Origin of the sequence: Aeromonas sp. 602200 (genome assembly GCF_049173895.1) — a bacterium.
GTDB classification, from domain to species: Bacteria; Pseudomonadota; Gammaproteobacteria; order Enterobacterales; family Aeromonadaceae; genus Aeromonas; species Aeromonas veronii_A.
The window spans coordinates 279343-296846 of sequence record NZ_JAAKSL010000003.1 but is presented as its reverse complement, the minus strand read 5'-3'; the positions used below and the strand labels follow the sequence as shown (position 1 = coordinate 296846).

General features: G+C 51.1%; 13 protein-coding genes and 4 pseudogenes. 8 read left to right on the top strand and 9 right to left on the bottom strand.

Going from position 1 to position 17504, the window contains the following annotated elements; all coding sequences use genetic code 11:
• Nucleotides 1-91: 91 nt before the first annotated feature.
• The 5 genes from G5221_RS06690 to G5221_RS06670 all read right to left on the bottom strand — a co-directional run bounded on the left by G5221_RS06690 (nt 92) and on the right by G5221_RS06670 (nt 5811).
• On the bottom strand, nt 92-1159 hold the full coding sequence (locus G5221_RS06690; protein ID WP_421262997.1) for a hypothetical protein: 1068 nt from the start codon (nt 1157-1159) through the stop codon (nt 92-94).
• A 10-nt stretch (nt 1160-1169) separates the two neighbouring features.
• Entirely contained in the window at nt 1170-1952 is a 783-nt protein-coding gene (locus G5221_RS06685; protein WP_421262996.1) for a hypothetical protein, read from the bottom strand.
• Nucleotides 1953-1961: 9 nt separating this feature from the next.
• Complete coding sequence (locus G5221_RS06680) at nt 1962-4703, bottom strand: TcfC E-set like domain-containing protein (protein WP_421262995.1); 2742 nt, start codon at nt 4701-4703, stop codon at nt 1962-1964.
• Between the two features lie 10 nt (nt 4704-4713).
• On the bottom strand, nt 4714-5202 hold the full coding sequence (locus G5221_RS06675) for a hypothetical protein (RefSeq protein ID WP_421262994.1): 489 nt from the start codon (nt 5200-5202) through the stop codon (nt 4714-4716).
• A 75-nt stretch (nt 5203-5277) separates the two neighbouring features.
• Nucleotides 5278-5811 carry a hypothetical protein gene (locus tag G5221_RS06670; RefSeq protein ID WP_421262993.1) on the bottom strand — a complete coding sequence of 178 codons (534 nt, stop codon included), beginning with the start codon at nt 5809-5811 and terminating at the stop codon, nt 5278-5280.
• 707 nt (nt 5812-6518) lie between these two features.
• On the opposite strand from G5221_RS06670, the pseudogene G5221_RS06665 reads away from it, so the two are divergent.
• Both G5221_RS06665 and G5221_RS06660 read left to right on the top strand, forming a co-directional pair.
• Nucleotides 6519-7483: pseudogene (locus G5221_RS06665) on the top strand (IS1595 family transposase).
• A gap of 86 nt (nt 7484-7569) precedes the next feature.
• Nucleotides 7570-8366: pseudogene (locus G5221_RS06660) on the top strand (IS5 family transposase); the annotation flags it as partial.
• 646 nt (nt 8367-9012) lie between these two features.
• Here the strand turns inward: G5221_RS06660 and G5221_RS06655 are convergent.
• Together G5221_RS06655 and G5221_RS06650 are read right to left on the bottom strand one after the other, a co-directional pair.
• Complete coding sequence (locus G5221_RS06655) at nt 9013-9468, bottom strand: antitoxin Xre/MbcA/ParS toxin-binding domain-containing protein (RefSeq protein WP_421263014.1); 456 nt, start codon at nt 9466-9468, stop codon at nt 9013-9015.
• A 174-nt stretch (nt 9469-9642) separates the two neighbouring features.
• A pseudogene (locus G5221_RS06650) lies at nt 9643-9948 on the bottom strand (integrase core domain-containing protein); the annotation flags it as partial.
• 392 nt (nt 9949-10340) lie between these two features.
• Between G5221_RS06650 and G5221_RS06645 the strand changes: the two are divergent.
• Together G5221_RS06645 and G5221_RS06640 are read left to right on the top strand one after the other, a co-directional pair.
• Nucleotides 10341-10748: an H-NS family nucleoid-associated regulatory protein gene (locus G5221_RS06645; protein ID WP_421262992.1), complete on the top strand. Its 408-nt coding sequence runs from the start codon at nt 10341-10343 to the stop codon at nt 10746-10748.
• 61 nt (nt 10749-10809) lie between these two features.
• A complete protein-coding gene (locus G5221_RS06640) occupies nt 10810-11070 on the top strand; it encodes a hypothetical protein (protein ID WP_421262991.1) in 261 nt (86 codons plus the stop codon).
• 98 nt (nt 11071-11168) lie between these two features.
• Here G5221_RS06640 and G5221_RS06635 read toward each other — a convergent pair whose 3' ends face one another.
• The gene (locus tag G5221_RS06635; RefSeq protein ID WP_421263013.1) at nt 11169-12008 is read right to left on the bottom strand and encodes a Fic family protein; all 840 of its coding nucleotides are present in this window, start codon (nt 12006-12008) and stop codon (nt 11169-11171) included.
• A gap of 66 nt (nt 12009-12074) precedes the next feature.
• A pseudogene (locus G5221_RS06630) lies at nt 12075-12308 on the bottom strand (DUF4172 domain-containing protein); the annotation flags it as partial.
• A gap of 445 nt (nt 12309-12753) precedes the next feature.
• Between G5221_RS06630 and G5221_RS06625 the strand changes: the two are divergent.
• The 4 genes from G5221_RS06625 to G5221_RS06610 are packed head-to-tail and all read left to right on the top strand — an operon-like array spanning nt 12754 to nt 17327.
• Nucleotides 12754-13842, top strand: coding sequence for a CBASS cGAMP-activated phospholipase (locus tag G5221_RS06625; protein ID WP_042024858.1), 1089 nt, complete (start codon nt 12754-12756; stop codon nt 13840-13842).
• Nucleotides 13839-15137 (top strand): CBASS cGAMP synthase, encoded by a 1299-nt coding sequence (locus G5221_RS06620; protein ID WP_042024857.1) that lies wholly within the window; start codon nt 13839-13841, stop codon nt 15135-15137. The genes G5221_RS06625 and G5221_RS06620 overlap by 4 nt, the downstream gene beginning before the upstream one ends.
• 2 nt (nt 15138-15139) lie before the next feature.
• Nucleotides 15140-16861: a ThiF family adenylyltransferase gene (locus G5221_RS06615; protein WP_162516529.1), complete on the top strand. Its 1722-nt coding sequence runs from the start codon at nt 15140-15142 to the stop codon at nt 16859-16861.
• Nucleotides 16848-17327, top strand: coding sequence for a Mov34/MPN/PAD-1 family protein (locus G5221_RS06610; RefSeq protein WP_162517109.1), 480 nt, complete (start codon nt 16848-16850; stop codon nt 17325-17327). Before G5221_RS06615 ends, G5221_RS06610 begins: the two co-directional genes overlap by 14 nt.
• Nucleotides 17328-17504 lie beyond the last annotated feature (177 nt).

The following is a 17504-nucleotide window of genomic DNA, read 5'->3' as shown; positions in this document are numbered from 1 at the left end:
TCAAACACCTCTTCACTATTTATGTTCATATTGCATTTCGCGCCTTGCGCTTGTGAGCATTCAGCCCGGAAGGGCTCATGAACGATGACCATTACATATTCGGCTCAAACAACATCGAGAAGACGCCCTGATAAGCACCGGTGCGCAGGGTGGAAACCTCCACATCACTAAAGTCGATGTTGATGGCAAAGTTGATGACCGAGGCGTTCACACCAGCAATACTGGTGCCCGTGGTGGCCAAGTCGGCCAGGGTCAGGTTGCCTTTATCCACCAACAGTTGCTGGGCGCAGGCACCACAGGTCACCGAGAAGGGGATGGTGGTCGCATCCGGCCCGCTCATCTGATACACGTCACCGGTCTTCATCCGCAGACGCAGGCCGTTGGTGAAAAAGCCCGTGGCCACGGCGTTATACACTGTCTCGCCGGCGACATACTGCACCCCACCACGACTGGCGTAACGCGCCGTCATCATCCCCAGTGTCGGACTGGTCAGGGTGATGTCGGTCAGCACCGAGGGCGCGTAGTTGATGCTGATGGTCAGCGGTAGCGTCCAGTTGTAGCGAATGCGCACCCCGGCTCGTTCGTACTCGTAAGCCTGTGGCAACGATACCTGAGTGGTGTAGGTGCCAGGCGCAGCATTGGCGCTGCGAAACGCCTGCAAAATGCTGTCGCTTGTGCCGAGCGAGATAATGGGTCTGGCGTGAGTGAACGGAGTCACCTCGCGCGCAAGGGCAATCCGCTGATTGCCAAGCCCGGTACCTTGCACCTGCACCAAGCCACCACTCAAGGTCACCACCGCGCTGCCGCCACCGCTGTCAGCGGTCATGCCCGTGGCCTCCGGACTGTTGTACTCCATCCCCAGCAACGTCAGGGGAAGGGTGACGCTATCCCCCTCCGGCCCCACCAGGTTGACAGGCAGGGATGGAAGCGTGCTGGCCCCCGGCACAAACGTGCTGGCTGGCACCAACTGCGCCGGGGTAGCCCACACGCTGGGAGCCACCCCACCGTTAAAAGACGACTGCGCCGACACCCAGCGAAAGGTGTCCCCCTTGATGTCTGCCTCTACCGTCATGGCCTGCGCCGACCCCCACAGCAAGGCGCTCGCCAGCAGCAACAGCCGCCACCCACGATTTTCCAATTCCAATGCAGTGCACAGCATAGTGACCTCGTTACAACTGCTTGTTAAGGGTGGTCTGGGCCTTGAACTTATTCCCGTACGACGCCATTTTTGCCTGCAAAGTGGACCGGGATTGCATGGCAGGTGGCAACACTACGTTCAGCTCCCGTCCGGCCAGCACTGTCGCATCGACACTACAGGCCTTGCGGTCTTTGGTGGCTGTGCCATTAGGACAACCATCCAAGTACAAGGTGAAGAAGGTGCCCCCTTTGTTGGTGACCGTAACCTTGTCGCCGCGATAGTGCATTTCATACGCCAGCGGCTGCGTCTCCTTGGCGGGGACAATCAACAGGGGGGCGAAACCAAAAGCCATCTTGACGGCGTTGCCCGTCTCGCCTTCCGCAAAGTAGGGGGTCGGCACGAACGACACCTGAAAGACCCGATCCCGATCCTGACGCCACACTCCGGTGGGTTGGTATTTGAGAGCAAACACCTTTTTAAACCCTGGTTCCAAAATGGTGCGGGCCGGGCTCACTTCCAGCGCCCAGTCACTCAGGTTGGCTCGGGTGTAGGGCGTCTTTTGCAACTGGCCGTTCGTCACTGTGATCTCACTGATGGCCACGTTGATGTACTGGCGATACGTCTCCGAGTTGGTGATGACAAATTCAGCCTCACCCTTTTCATTGGCATACCCCAGCATGGAATCAATACCGATGGCCTGTACCGGCATAGCGGCACACAGGGCCAGCCAGCCCCCCAGAACCAGCGCCCTAACGCCAGCACACAAAGGGGCACAGGGGCCACCCACTACATCCAAATTCATCTTGCTATTCATACTCATACATCACCTTGCAGAAAACAGTTTGTCCACGTTTGCATCATTGAGCACGATGTAGGCCTCCAGACCCTCCAGCATGGCGCGCTGCGCCACGTCGAAGGCCTTGCTGTATTGCACGTACAGATACAGGCTCGGCCCCACCGTCACCGATTGCGCCACCAGTCCGACATCCTTAAGGCGGCCGATAATGGCCTGCGCTTCCTGGCGCGACTCGTATTTACCCAAATAGAGCAGGCTGCTGGCCTGCGTCTGGCCACCGGACGAGAACGCTATGCGCCCCTCTTCCTCCATCAACCCCGGCAAGCAGTAAGTGTGGATGGCGCCCTCCTTCATCAATGCGGGCTCGTTGACACACACCCGGTTCATCGACACCAGCGTGAACTCGCCACCCGCCTTGTAGCTCACCCGAAACACCCCGTCATCAGACACGGGCTCCACACCCGCGCACGCCTCACCAACGCAGCGCACCTGTCGGATCGGCTGTCCCTGAATGTCATTGAGCACAAACAGCTGGGTAACCATCGGCGTGATGTGCGCATCAATGGTGTACACAGTGCCGGGGTAGACGAACTCGCGCCGGATATTGTTGTCGATGTGCAATCTGCTCGACTCCGCATCCATGACAAACTCAGTGTCGGTATAAGGGGTGAGCGGCACAATTGCCTCATCACCGGTCAACCGCCCCAGATAGGTGGCATTAGCGCCACGACGGACGTTGTAGTTCACCCCGTCCAGTGACACCTCTGTGCCCGCCGGGTCAGTGGCAATGTCCGGCACGATGTGCATGAACGACGACCCCATCTCTGGTGTCATGCCCGCCCCTTGCCCCGAAATAAACTGGGTCCCCGTGAGAGTGCCCGACACCATGCGCCGCTCGGCACTGCTGAGGTAGCCGTAGGCGCTGGCGTTAAACCAGTCGGTGCGACCATTGACGGTGCCCGACAAAGCAGCTTCTTGCTGAGTAGGCAAGTCACGCTGCCACGCCAGCGATGCCGTACCGGAGCCAGCCCAGTCACCACTCGCCACACTCTTGGTGATACCGGCCTCACTGCGTGACAAACCGTGACGGTCTGTTGTCATAGCAAGCTGAGCGGTGGCATCATTACCAAGCGCATAAGAAGCGGTCACCCCGAATTTAAGCTCATCGTAAGAGTCGTTCTGGCTATAGGTGGCGTTCAGCCCCAACATCCATTCCTGCCAGTTGGTCGTCCAGCCAGCAGACACGTCATCCACCTTTGATGTGCGCAACTCATCCAGGGTGTAAGCCGACTCACTGTCGTAGTGGGTGTAAGTCACATATCCACTCCCCCCCCACAGCGAAGCGGAATAGGTGGCGCTGTAATTTAAAAAGGACTGCTCGTCGTAGAGTTGCGAAGCAAGACGATACGCCCGGTTGGAGTCATTACTGTCAAAGCGACGCGCCGACAAATAGACTGGCCCCAAGGTGAGCGTGCCGGCCTGATAGCCGTCACCACTGCTAAAGAATCCGGCTTGGTAAGTAGCCAGTAGCCAGTCAGCCCAGGCATAGCTCAACCCTGCCTGAATGTACTGATCGTTCTGGTTGGCCGTCACCCCGCCAGCCAGCAACAAACCGTCCGTCAAACGCCACGAGGTGCGAAGCTGCGCGTAGTTTTTTGAAAAATCCTCCGGCGCGGTGAGCCATTGCAGCTCATCTTGCTCTTGAACCTCGTCAAACTGCCCCGCCGTCAGCACGTAGTCCCAGTCCCCCACTGGCAAACTAAACTGCTGCGAGTTGACAATTTGACGCGACTCCTCAAGCACTACTTTCCCACCAGACCGCAACACCAAGCGTACGTCGTAGGCCCCCGCAGGCAGTTCACTGTAGGCGATGGACTGGCGCCCCTGTGACACCACCTGGGTCAACAGCAGCCGATCTCCCTGATACACCTCCAACTGCCCCGCTTGCGGTGCAAAGAAATAGACCGACTGCAAGCGTTCACTGCCACCACGCACCAAGTTGCGGCTCGACCCCAGTTGCGCAGCATAAGAGGTGTAATCGGCATCATCATTCAAAAAATCAGTGGTATTGAACGAGACCCGATCACGCTCGCTGTATCCCAACACGGCGCGCGTCCCTTTTACCTCAAGGTCGTATACCCCCTTGTACACATCCAGGGTATTGTCAGCGCTCTGGTACTGGGTATTGAACAGCAGGTGACCATACGGCAATCCCAGAGTCGTCAAGTTGGAAACACTCACCCCACCATCAGTTGATTCATCGGCATAGCCGTAGACCCGCGCTTGGTTGACCAACGCATTGCTGGCCCGCTGGGCCGGGTGATAGGTCACCTCTTCCACGTTACGCGCCAACCAGTCCGAGCCCACAAAAATGGCCAAGTTGCCGTTGTCATAATCAAAGACATAGGCGATGTCTTTCTTTGCCACCTCTGGTGCACACACGTCCAGATTCACCTTGCACCCCGGGTTGGCTGGCACTCCCTGTGCAAGCTCACGCGAAATGGCCTCCACCGCGCCGCTGGCCAGCCCCTTATCCGTCAGGTAGCGGCGAAGGGGGGCGACCGCTGTTTCCAACAGCTGAAAATCATCATAGGACACCTGAGCATCGACCTTCAGACCCACCGAATCCCCAGCCAATCGCACCATGACCGTGTCGCGCTGACTGGCAAAAAAATCAGAAAACTCGACCGGGTAACTGGTCGCCATCCCAGACAATGGGCATAACAACACCAGAGCAAGATACAGCTTGCTTTTGCACTTATTGATCACTACATCCTTCCTACACTGTCAATTCAGCCACAACCCCGGCATACCCTTCGCACTGCTGGACAAGGCTGGCTTGAACGAGCGAAGGAAACGACAGCGTCAATACGTGGGCATTCTCAATACCGGTAAACCGGTACTGCTGATTGATCACTATGCTGGCACCATCCAGTGTCGGCGTGGGCACCAGCGGAGTAACGCCATCGCACAGACCGCCCAACTCGGACAGTGACAGATTGTAAGCCACACTCAATCCACTGATAGAGCGCACCTTGAACGGAATATCCAGAGGAAGAAACTGTTGTGAGGCCGAGCTATACACCACCAAAAAAGCGCTTTTGTCTGCCACAATCTCCAAGTCAGAGGAGGCCTGATTGGTAACAATATTGACCGACACCGGCAATACTCGCTCCAGTAGTGCGGCACTCGCCGTTGACGACATCATGAGCATCAGCAGCAAACTCAACATCAACAGTGACAGGACATTCAATGCATATCCCCTCATAGCAACCTCTTTCTCTTCACATTCCAAAAACGGGCCGCCACAATGGCGGCCCATTGATTACCAGAGAGCAACCCGTTACGATGCGGCGCTCACCACGATAGTGGCCTGCACGTTGACATCATCACCGGCATCGGGCTGGTTGGACGGAGTGGCCACAGCGGTCGGTGCCACGATCAGGGTGGTGGCCTCACCAGTAGCCACAGTCACGTCCTGCCCCTTCACCAAAGCAGCCCCATTGGCTTGGATCTCAAAGTACCCGTCGGCTCCCTGCTCCGCAGCCAGACCTGCACTGTTGATAGCCAAGCTACTCAGCTGGTAGGTGTAGGAGGCCGCGGCGTTACCCACAGTCGGTGGCGTGGCATAATCAAACACGTTGAATGCCAAGTCTGTTGAGCCAGTCAGCACACCCTTATCACCAGCGGTGGTAAACGTCAGAATGCCGGCGGGAATATCATCTTTTTGTGGAGTTTTGATGATCCAAGCGCTATCGGTCGACGCGGCCGGGACCGTTCCGGACCAACTGAACACGTGGGAGGCTACAGCAGCGGATGCTGAGCTGACAAAACCCATTGCACCAAGGATGGCAACTGCAACAAATACTTTTTTCATGATTTACTTTCCTTCAAAATTGACTTCAACAAAAAAGCCATAATTCTGTGCGCAATATGCGCACAACAGACAAACAGCGCCACACAAAGTACACTGTCAACACTGGGAGGCTGATAGGTATCAGCCTCCCAAATTAGTTCCGGTATATTGCCGGACACATCCTTTTGATAAGAACGCATCTATACAACCCTTATTAGGCAACCAATAACAGGACTAGGTGATATAACAAGGGGGGGGGATTTAAAGCACGAGAATCAAACTTCTTTCATGCCAGCTCATTTTGACTTACAGATGAGTTCGCTCAACATCAGAAAACCGGCCCTCAACCTCTCAAACCCAGCGGCATTTAATCACCCCTAAACGAGATAGTCACACCTCACAAATGATATGGATATATACACAAAAACACATTTATTGTTAACTAACCTGTCTCGCAACCTTTATTGTATTGCTAACAATTCAATATATATCCTGTCACACATGAACTCATACCGATAATCACATCACTCTATCCCAACCCAATGTGCCATATTAGTTGTGCATGTGGTTTCATGCAGACATCCTGTGTCCTACTCTTTGGGGTTTTGGATTATTACTTCCATATGTGTCCTATGCCTTATGCGTGCCAAATTCGCATAAGGCTTTTTTTTTGGCGCTGTCCCAATTACGTGTTGTTGAAGTAGGCCGTCACCTTGAGGTCTACCATCATGGATACCCCAGCCTTTCAACACCTGTTGTCACTATTTCTCCAGTTAACCCTACGCCAGCACCGTGTTGCTCAGCAGGAACTCACTGTCCCCCCCACACCATTACCTCGGTCAATTCCCAGTTACCGGCATGCAGTGGCTGCCCACATTGTCAGGCCGATGTCACCCAGTTGGCCCCTTGGGGATGGAGTCGGGGACTGCGCCGCTACCGTTGCAAACTGTGTCTGCGCACCAGCACCGTTCTGACCAAAACTCCTCTGGCACGGTTGCGCAAAGCCCAGTGCAGGCAAGACTACGCGCAAGCCCTCATCGAAGGACTGACCGTCCGCCAAGCTGCTCGGCACTGTGGGGTCAGCAAAAACACCGCGTTCCTATGGTGTCACCGCTTCTTGCGGGCCATGGCAGCTCATCAAGCCACACGGGAAGAGGGCATCGTTGAGGTTGATGAGACCTTCTTCCTTGAATCGTTCAAGGGGCAACGGGGACTGCCGCGTCCGCCACGTCACCACGGTGGTAAAGGGCAAACTCGTGGAACCGGGCCAGATTACATTCCGGTGATGGTGGTACAAGATCGTGCAGGCCACCATGCGGATTTTCAGTTGGAGAAAATAGATATCGAGACGGTCATCGCGGTGTTGAAGCCGTGGGTGTCACCGGATGCGGTGTTGTGTAGCGATGGTGTGGGCGTGTATGCCAGTTTCAGCAAAGTGCAGGGCGTCACCCATCAGGTAGTGCACAATCGCCAAGGCGAACGGGTGGTCGGTGCGTATCACATCCAACACGTGAACGGGTATCACCATCGGTTGAAGGAGTGGATGGAGCGGTTCCATGGCGTGGCGACGCACTACCTGAATAACGACCAGGGTTGGCGCAGAATGCTGGATCGTTACGGAAGGGGCGTAAATATCAAAGCATGTTTGCATGAGGCGCTGGGGCGCCCCATGCAACACGTAATTGGGTCATAGCCGGCGTTGTTGCCCAAATCGATGCAGCTTGAATGGAACTAACTAAGGACTTGGTGATCTGATCACCATCATCCCTTTCAAGTCTGCATCATGGGCGCCGGGGCCGCAGTCAGCTCTACACCGACCCGACCATCTATACCTTCCTGATGCACAAGGGGATTTTTAACCTCACTCTGCGGGCCACTCAGGGGCTACTCGACTCCCTGTTCCAGTTGATGAATGTGCCGCTGTGCACACCGGACTACAGCTGTGTCAGCAAGCGCGCTCGCACGGTGAAAGTGTCCTATCGACAACCCGCCAAGAGGCGTATCACCGACTTGGTCATCGACTCAGCCGGGCTGAAGGTGTTTGGGGAAGGCGAGTGGAAGGTCAGAAAACACGGCGCCGAGAAACGGCGAGTGTGGCGCAAGTTGCATCTGGCGGTAGACCCGGTGACCCACGATATCGTGGCGGCGGAAATCTCGCTGGAGAATGTCATGATGTCGAGGTGTTGCCGACTCGGCTCAATCCACTACGGCGCAAACTGGGGCGTGTTTATGCGGATGGCGCCTACGACAGCAAAGCCAGCCATCAGCTTATCTCGCGCAAAGGGGCAACAGCCTGTATTACGCCTCGCAAAAGCGCGGGGTTATGGAAAAAAGGACATGCAAGAAATGAGGCCGTGCTGGTAATGCGTAAGGAAGGGTTGGCGCACTGGAAGAAGATATCGGGGTATCACCGTCGATCGCTGGCAGAGACGGCGATGTATCGGTTCAAGCAGTTACTGGCGGGGAAAATCAGTCTGCGTAACTACAACGGCCAAGTGGGAGAAGTGATGGCGTATGTCAGCGCCATAAATAAACTGAATACCCTTGGCCTACCTGTCAGAAAGCCCCGAGTGTAGCGGTCACCTGGGCTGGGGAAGTCATGACTGCTGACTGATTTGGGCAACAACGCCGGATAGGCATCAATTCAGTCCTTTGTGTGTGGTTTGTTTTGTTTGGCGGTGCAAGAAAATGCTCACCAGTGTCAGGCGGCAGGCGCAGCAGAGGGCGGCGTTACAATAACGACAGTATGCGATTAGTTCATGAGGGATGAATAGCAGCAGAGAAGAGTGTGCATTGGTAAAACAATCATACTCTGCAAAAGCACGTTTTTTATTTCCGCCCAACATGGGCGAATATAGCCATATTTTCTTGATACTATGTTTTCTCTTTTCTCTTTTCTCTTTTCTGTCAGATCATAGAAAAATCATTACTAAGTGATGACGCATTGATTTTCAAGCTAACTTAATGAATTTTAATTCATTGGCACCCTCTCTTCGATTGAATAAAAATAAGGTGTGAGTTTGTAAAACTGGTCTCTCTTCGCTGCGCAGCAGCGGAATGTTGAAATGGAAAAAATTTATTTATCGCTCTCATAATTAGTAAATGGACAGTTTTCCGATTTTTTCAAGTGGGGGGATGTGAAAAAATCTTCAAAATCAATCTGATTGATCAAGCTTTAATCTATTATGCTAATTTTAGCATATAAGCACGCCGACTTATTACTTATTGGCAAACGCCATGCTCAATCCGCCCTACAAGCTCGACAACAGCCTGAACACCCATCTGTGTAGTCAACAACGTGGCTGGAGCCACGCCACCGAGCCCCCAGACTGTGCGGTTTAACCACGACACAGCCATGACGGTATCGTTCCTGTGGAAGAGGAGTACCGCATCGAGGGCCTGTGCAACTCCGTATACCCTAGCACCCTGCGATATTGATAGGGGAACCTCAATCCGAAGCTTTCGGGCCAGTGTACTCCGGCTAATACCAGCCCATTGGCAAACCGTCCCCACATCCGTCTTCATCAATTCAGCGAGCCGATAGAGTATGTCCGGTGATACGCCAGCCACGATCCATTGATGTGCTCCTAGTGAGTCACGAGGAACACCAAGGGCTTCTAGGAGAAAGTTCGCAGTAGCTGCTGCATCACTACCAGGATGATAGGTTGCATAGGACATCATGTAGCATTCCTCATTGTACAAACACGACCTCTCATGAGCTATCCTACCCCAAACTGTCGTTTTGAGTGGAAGATTAGCAACAAAATGCCCCTGCATTGAGGAGGGCTGATGACCGAGTTGGTCTGTACTGAACCAGGTTTAGGCATTGAACTGGGAACTACTTTTCATGTTCTATCGGAGAATGGCTCTGATTGAGAAATCCTGCTGGTGTAGTGGTCCACTAAATCCGGACACTTGGTTAGGCCGATCCTCGGCTTTTGCTGGCGCGATCCCGTCATTGTGTTGATGTGGACGCCGCCAGTTGTAGTAATCCATCAGGGAATAACTGATATCCCGCTTTGCCTCCCGCACGCTCATGTATCCCATAGTCGGCACCCGCTCCGTTTTAAGACTTCTGAACAACCGCTCCATCGGGGAATTATCCCAAAAGCTACCACGCCTACTCATGCTCTGGATCATACGATTGCGCCACAGTCTACATTTGGTCGTGATTGTTCTAATAGGGAGATAATATGAATAATATGCTCCCATACTCTAGTTTGTGAGGAGAGAAAAACTTCTTATCATCGACTCATTCTGTGAGCCAATGATATTGTCCAATCGGCTCATTTCGTGAGCCGATCGAGAGCATTCATCGGCTCATCTGGTGAGGTGGTCTCAACGCTCACTACCACCTAGATTTAGGTTTTGGCTACATAGTTTCATAGCAGATTGGAGCTAGGCAACTAAGCAGATCCAAACGCGATTTCGCTCAAGTCTTTTTGAATAATGCTATTTCAATAATCGTCTTGGTGCCAAAAACAGTGGAGCTGATGCTGGGATTGAGAGATAATTTTCCTGATATAAAAATGTGATACATGAGGCTATCAATGAACGAATTTCTGAAAATCCTGCTGAATATCCGTAGCCTTCGTGCTGCATTGCGTGAGCTGTCATTTGAGCAGTTGGTCGAAGTCAGAGAAAAATTCGAAGAGATTTTTGCTGAGCGTGAGCAGCAAGAAAACAAAATCAAAGCCGAATCTGCCGAGCGCCTGCAAAAGCTGGCTGAGTTTACCGAGATGCTGAGAGACGCTGGCATCGATCCGAGTGAGCTTGTTGGCACAGCGGCTCCGGCGAAGGCTGACGGTTCAGCTAAAGTGAAACGTGCTCCTCGTCCTGCAAAATACAAGTACATTGAGGATGGTCAGGAGAAGACCTGGACTGGTCAAGGTCGCATGCCCAAGGCCATCGCAGAAGCGGTGGCTAATGGTCGAGCATTGGAAGAGTTTTTGATCTAGTGCTGAGAGCCTATGCCAGCTCGGCGTGGGCCTTTAATTCTGTTTTTAGTAGGAGCACCATATGGGAAGGACATTAGAGGATATCATCGCATCTGAATCACCTGAAGTAGTCCAGAGAGCAAAGGCGCTGGCCGAAGAGCAACTGGTACGTCTCAGTGTGACCAAATTACTTTCAAATCTCGGTTCAGGTGATGTTCCTGAAATTGATCCCGATGTTATCGATAGTTTGTTGTCGCTCAAAAGGTCTATTGAGAATCAGCACTGTCGGCTGAGTTTATTCGTCCATATGCCAGATGGTACGCATCATGGCGTAAAAATTTAATTTGTACGCTTTATTAGTTCGTCAATCCAAGCTTTAATCCACCAAATGAAATCAACTCTCCCAGGGAGAGTGCAGACAAGTTAACAGATATAGTCTTTTCAGACTCCCATCGTGAAGCCAATATCTCCCCAGCGGATCTGATAGCGTGTATTGCGTCCGCCACCAGGTAATTTCTCAATACATCCCTTTTCCACCAATTCAGCCAGATGGCGTATAGAAGTAGCCTTGCTGACTCCAGCAACTTTTTGATATTGACTCGCGTTAATGCCCTTTTCAAAACCCTGTTCTCCGCCATCCAATAAACGGTTAACCACCTTGGTTTGCTCTGGACCCAGACCGTCATTACAGTGCCGCTGCCAGAAGCATACCTTGGCAAGACTACGGGTAATAACCTGTAATGCCAGCTCTATGGAGTAATCCAGTGTGTCGAGGAACCAACAGATCCAGGAGGTAATATCTAGCGGCCCCCTCTGCGCTGACTCAAGCGCCCGATAGTAGTGATCCCGCCGTTCGAGAATAGCAACTGACATGGCATACAGCCGGATACAGTGGCTGTCAGCCTGTGACAGCGCGAGATCGGTCAATGCCCGCGTGAGCCGCCCATTACCATCATCAACGGGATGCAGGGTCACGAACCAGAAATGGATGATTGCCGCACGAAGAAGGGGATCCATCGTGGGGTCATGTCGAGTCTGGTTAAACCAGAGGATGAACTCGGCCAGTTGATCGTCCAGAGCAGCTCTGGGTGGAGCCTCAAAATGCACGGTGGGGCGATCAACACGCCCAGAGACAACCTGCATCGGCTCATCTCCTCGCAACTGTCCTACATTCACTGGCTGCACCGACCATTCGTTGGCAGGGAACAGCCAACGATGCCATTGGTAAAGCCTCTCAATCGTCAACTGTTGTTCATGGTTGTCGATGGCGTCCAGCATCATGGCCGCGAGTCCCTCTGAGCGCTCTGATACTGGATATGACTGAGTTTGTGAGCTCCCTAACCGCCTAGCCAGGGAAGAACGCACGGATTGGGCATTGAGACGCTCACCCTCAATAGCGGATGAGGAGATGATGTTAGCCAGTAACATATCCAACGTTTGGTCGGAGTTCCCCAACCTGGAATGACTACCTATTAGAATTCCCAGCCTGTGTTGAACATGGCGTAATCTGGGCAATATCTCGCTATCCTGCCAACGAAAATGGGGCCAGTCGGCTTGTTGCCAAATCCAAAATGGTTCCATTATTTCCTCATTCAACGTGCCAGGGTTTCAAAAATGAGCCCAACCCGCCCATCATTCAGCTCAATATTTGAGCCGAATATAGCACATGCTGCACACTATCAGAGCAAGTAATGAGGATGCAGCTCTAGCCCGCAGAGCTTCAACATAACTACATATCTGGAATGACGTGCAATACGCATTTCATAAGCTTTTCTAGCCTCATTCATCGCCGATATATGTTGGCCTGTGCCCGCTCATACTGCACGGTGAGTGGTTCTACCAAGGCAGGTGACCCGTGGAGAAAAGACCAAAGAGTAACAGTAACTTGGAGCAGGGTTAGCTGTTATCAGAACAGTTCATTTTGGCAACAGCGCCGTAGAGTAGCCGTTGCAGTGTTCTTTTTACGCTCCCCATTGAAGTGAGCACAGAATCCCCGCATATTATGTACGGTTCTAATGGAGGCTCCATGAACGACTCTAACAAGCAATTCAAAATCCTGTCTTTGAACGGTGGAGGGGTGCGTGGTCTCTTCTCAATTACCATTTTAGCGGAACTAGAACGGGTTCTGGCTGAGCGCAACAACAATCCTGATTTGGCCATCGGTAATTACTTCGACATGATCACCGGGGCTTCCATCGGCGGAATAATTGCCATTGCTTTGGCTGATGGCCAGAAAGCTAGAGACTTGCAGGGCAAGTTTCACAAAGCAGCTCCAGATATTTTCCCTCGCCAGAGTTGGGTGCCCAATTGTGTTCGAAACATATACCAGCTAGGTAAGCTGTTGCTGAGCCCCCTCTATAAGGCTAACAACCTGGAAAAAGCAGTGACTGAGATCGTGGGAACCGGCAAGACGGTCAGATCGCTAAAACGACGCCTGCTCATCCCAACGGTCAACCTGAGCACAGGTCGCCCTTTGTTCATCAAAACCTGTCATAACTCCCTGTTCACCCGAGATGATCAATTCACCTTGGTTGATGTAGCCATGGCTACATCTGCTGCCCCCACCTACTTCCTACCTCACTATATCGAGTGGCAGAGTGCGTATTTTGCCGATGGAGGCTTACTAGCAAACAATCCATCATTCGTCGCCTATCATGAAGCGCTGAATTATCTGGATGATGAGGAGTTTAAGGGTATAACAGCAAACGATATCAAAATTCTTAATATTGGAACCCTCTCCAACGATTTTTGTATCAATCCCAATAACATCTCTAGGTGGTTCCCTGGGTACTTTGGCCTTTGGGGCGGTGGAAAGGCACTCATTGAGACAGTCATGTCCTCCTCGCAGAAAATGCACGGGTTCATGGCCGGTAAGGCACTAAATCGAGAAGGCATGCCCCCTTGCTATTTCTCGCTTGATGAAACCGTGCCTGATCAACAGGCTCGAGTCATCTCGTTAGACAATGCGAGCGAAGAGTCACTGAAAGCACTTGTCGCGTGGGGCAAATCTGTAGCAACCACAGCTACTGGCAAAAAAGCACTTATCGAGACTTTCTTTAGCACGGAGGCTCCAGCCTTCATTCACCCCACCGACCGTAAGGAAGCGTCAGAATGAAATGGTCAGCACATCTATATCTTACCAATACCAATGACGGTCTCATGAAAAGACTGGAGCCTACCAGCACCGACAAGGCTTCTCTCGAGAAACTTAAGGACACGATCAGAATTCGGACAAAGGGTGTATTCACAGAAGCAAAAGATGTCGTCAAAATGCTGGCCAGCCGTTCTCGGAGCTCAACGAATATCCAACTCGTAGAAAGTGCAATTAGGAAAACCAACCTGCGCTATCTTGACAATGCAGATGTCCAGCGAGTTGTGAAACTGCTCTTGGATATGAGTGATGACGCACGCGGAGCCTTCTTGAATACAGAGCCAAGATTTTGGGTTCAAGGAAGTTACAAGTACAAAACACTGAACAAGCCATATCATAAACCTCCGCAGCAGATGGACATTGATGATGGTACATACATGCCTATGGATATGTTCAAAGAGCAACCGTTAGTCGGCCATGAGCTTCTTCTCCTACTTGTAGATGCATCGCTAGCATCTTTGGCAGAAGAAAACTACAACTGGAAAGCATTAAAGAAGCCTACTTGTGGACGTATTGTCATCGAAGATAGAAATGTGCATGTAGATGTGCCCATGTATGCAATCCCAAGAGATCAGTTTGAAACTCGAGAAGTGGCATTGAACTCTGTCGCAGGGATGGATTCACTGAATGAAAGTGTTCTCAGTAAGTCAGCCACTCGAAAGCTTGATGAAAATTGTGTTTACTTGGCTGTCAGAGGAAAGGATAAGTGGATTAAGTCAGATCCAGAAATCGTTGCGCGTTGGTTCAGGAGCGCAGTAGCGCGACATGGTGACCCTATGCGGCAGGTCTGTCGATACCTGAAGGCTTGGCGAGATGTGCAGTGGAAATCTCCTGAATTATCCTCCATAGCTCTTATGAAATGCGTCGTTGACACCTTTGATAATACACCTATGCCTGACACAAAAGATCATGGTGAACTTTTGTTAAAAGTAACAGAACAGTTGGCCACCAAGTTAAGGGATGGAGTGGAAAGTCCAGATGCCTCAGATGAAGGTCGCTTGTTGTTTCCCAAGGAAAAGATGGATGATAATACGGTTCAGAGCATTATCTCGAAAGCAGAGACTCTGCACGAAGAACTTAATCGAGCACTTAATAGGCTCTCAACAAAGAACGAAGTACTGAAAACTCTAAATGGACTTTTTGGTGACAGTGTTGTAAACGAAGAGCTTATCAAGCCTTGGGTTGCCATACCTGCATACCAACAACAACGACAACCTCAACGACAAAGCCAAATGACCGATTCAATGACGAGTGGTTGATAGTGACTATCCATAACTTGTTATTACATAGCGGCTTTCGATATGTCGAGAGTCGCAACATCACCGGCCTACCAATTTCTCTACCGAGAGAGTGTCCAGCCTATATAAAAGCCTACCAAACACAGGCAGGTGAATTCATTATTGCTGTAGTTAGGCCAAGAGAAGATCTTAGTCGCTTGCCGGAAACTTACGTTATCAGTCGCCCTGCCAACTTAATCGGTATGGCCTTACCTCACATAAGCAGTTTCCAAAGATTATGTTTGGTGAACCAGGACACTGCCGATTGGGATCCCCAACACCCACCTGCTGTAATTACCATGTTAAACAGCCTGATCCAGCAAGCATTGGACAATGCCGTAACAGCTGGCCATCAACGGCAAGAGGAATTTCAAACCGAGTTTGTGAACTACTGGAATGGGGTCGTGGATGCTTACATTTATGGTGATGCAGGCAAGCTTTCAGGTACAAAATTCTCATACAAGTCGCTGAAAGTGGCAACCTCAGCAGATGGACAAACAGACAAAGAATATGTTGTCTTCCACAACGCTGGACAAAGGGATGACTGGTTTAGGTTACGAGGAGAAAAACCGGCTGTGGGCATTGATGGCGACGTGACCGTTGTCAGAGTTAACAACACTGCGATAGCACCAAGTAAATGGCCGCCTCAATCACTCAGGGAAGTCTTTGATTGGTTAAAATCTGCTGACCTCCCTGCTCATGACTCACTGGCCAATGGAATACTCACCAGGCTCACCAAGGGCAGGCAAATGGTGTTGTTCGATATTTCGAACGAAGGCATCATTGGCTTTGAAGTCTGCTTCAGTAAAGCCACCCAGACGATCCTGAAACACCGTACAACGGAACGAGCTAAATCTAGGGGAGGTAAACACAAACTAAAGCTCGGCTCTACTCTTCCTATGCTCAGATCAAAATCCGCAACGACCGCATTCTCTCGCTTAAATGTGAGCTCGATAAGCGACCAAGAGCTTCAGCGGCGCAACAGACCTGTTTTCCTTGATCTTGAGAACAAGCAAATCTTGATAATTGGCTGCGGCACCATTGGTGGCTTTGCTGCTCAGCTGCTTGCCAAGGTAGGAGCAGGGCGTGGCAATACCGGTCGGCTAGTTCTCTGTGACAGTGACATTCTGTCTCCAGGCAATCTGAGTCGGCATGCTCTCCCAGCCACTTATATCGGTTGGAATAAAGCTGAGGCCCTAAGTAAGCTAATAAAGCGTGACTCTTTGGGCAATCCAAGAATAGATGTCAAACCTTATCGTTTTGAAATGAATGAAGATAATATTCGTGGCTATGATATTGTGATCGATGCTACTGGTCACGCCCCAACAGGTAAAATGCTCAGTTACTTGGCTCGAGCTTCTACCCAACGTCCTCCCTTCATCATCCACGGCTACAATGATGCTTATGGTCAAGCGTCTGTTGTTATGATCGACGATGGAAAAGCCTGTTATGAATGTGCCAAGCGTCTCGAGATCCTCAAGGAGGTCGATAGACCTGTAGCTCCTCATCGAGTTTCCTGCGGCAGCATTTTTACACCCTATGATGCTAGCGTCAGCACAATTACTGCCGCACTAATTCAAGAGGCCGTGCTGAATACTCTTCAGGATAAGCTTCCCTGGACCTATGCTCAACACTCGACAGGTAATGTAATTCATCATAAGCGTAGAAAGCTGAAAAAATTTGGAGAATGTAGTGTTTGTTCCTGACGTCAAGGCTGAGCTGACCTTGAGTAATAGAGCTGGTGGACTAATAATCGTTGAGACTGCGGTACTTCATATTTTAAATCGATATCGGCAGTTACATCACAGTCAACCTGAGCAAGGAGGTGTATTTATTGGAGAAATTCGGCCACCTCATATAATAATAACTCACGTTACAGAACCTAGTCCCTACGACCAAGCATCGCGTTTTGGTTTTGTACGTAAAAAACAACACCATCAAGTTATGGTTGATCAACTTTGGCACACATCAGGAGGCTATCTTACTTACATAGGTGAGTGGCATACCCATCCTGAATCGAATCCTTTGCCCTCTGCCACTGACGTATCTAGTTGGCGTAAAGGCTTACCTAAAAACAGCACATCCATAGTAGCGATCATTGGTCAAAAGACTGACTGGTGGGGCTACTGTGAGAATGGTCGCTGTGAAGCATTGAAGAATATACTAATTTGAAAGATACAGTGGTATCTGAAATTTTAATTTCCTAACTATTAAGATGCACTAGGGTAAGGTAATTTTAACCATTTCCCATATTTACCTTGCCATGCACAGCTCAAAAAATGTTGGAAGCAGCTATAGGGTAAATTCATATGGTAGTCATCGAGCAAGCTACAAGACACTCATAGTCTA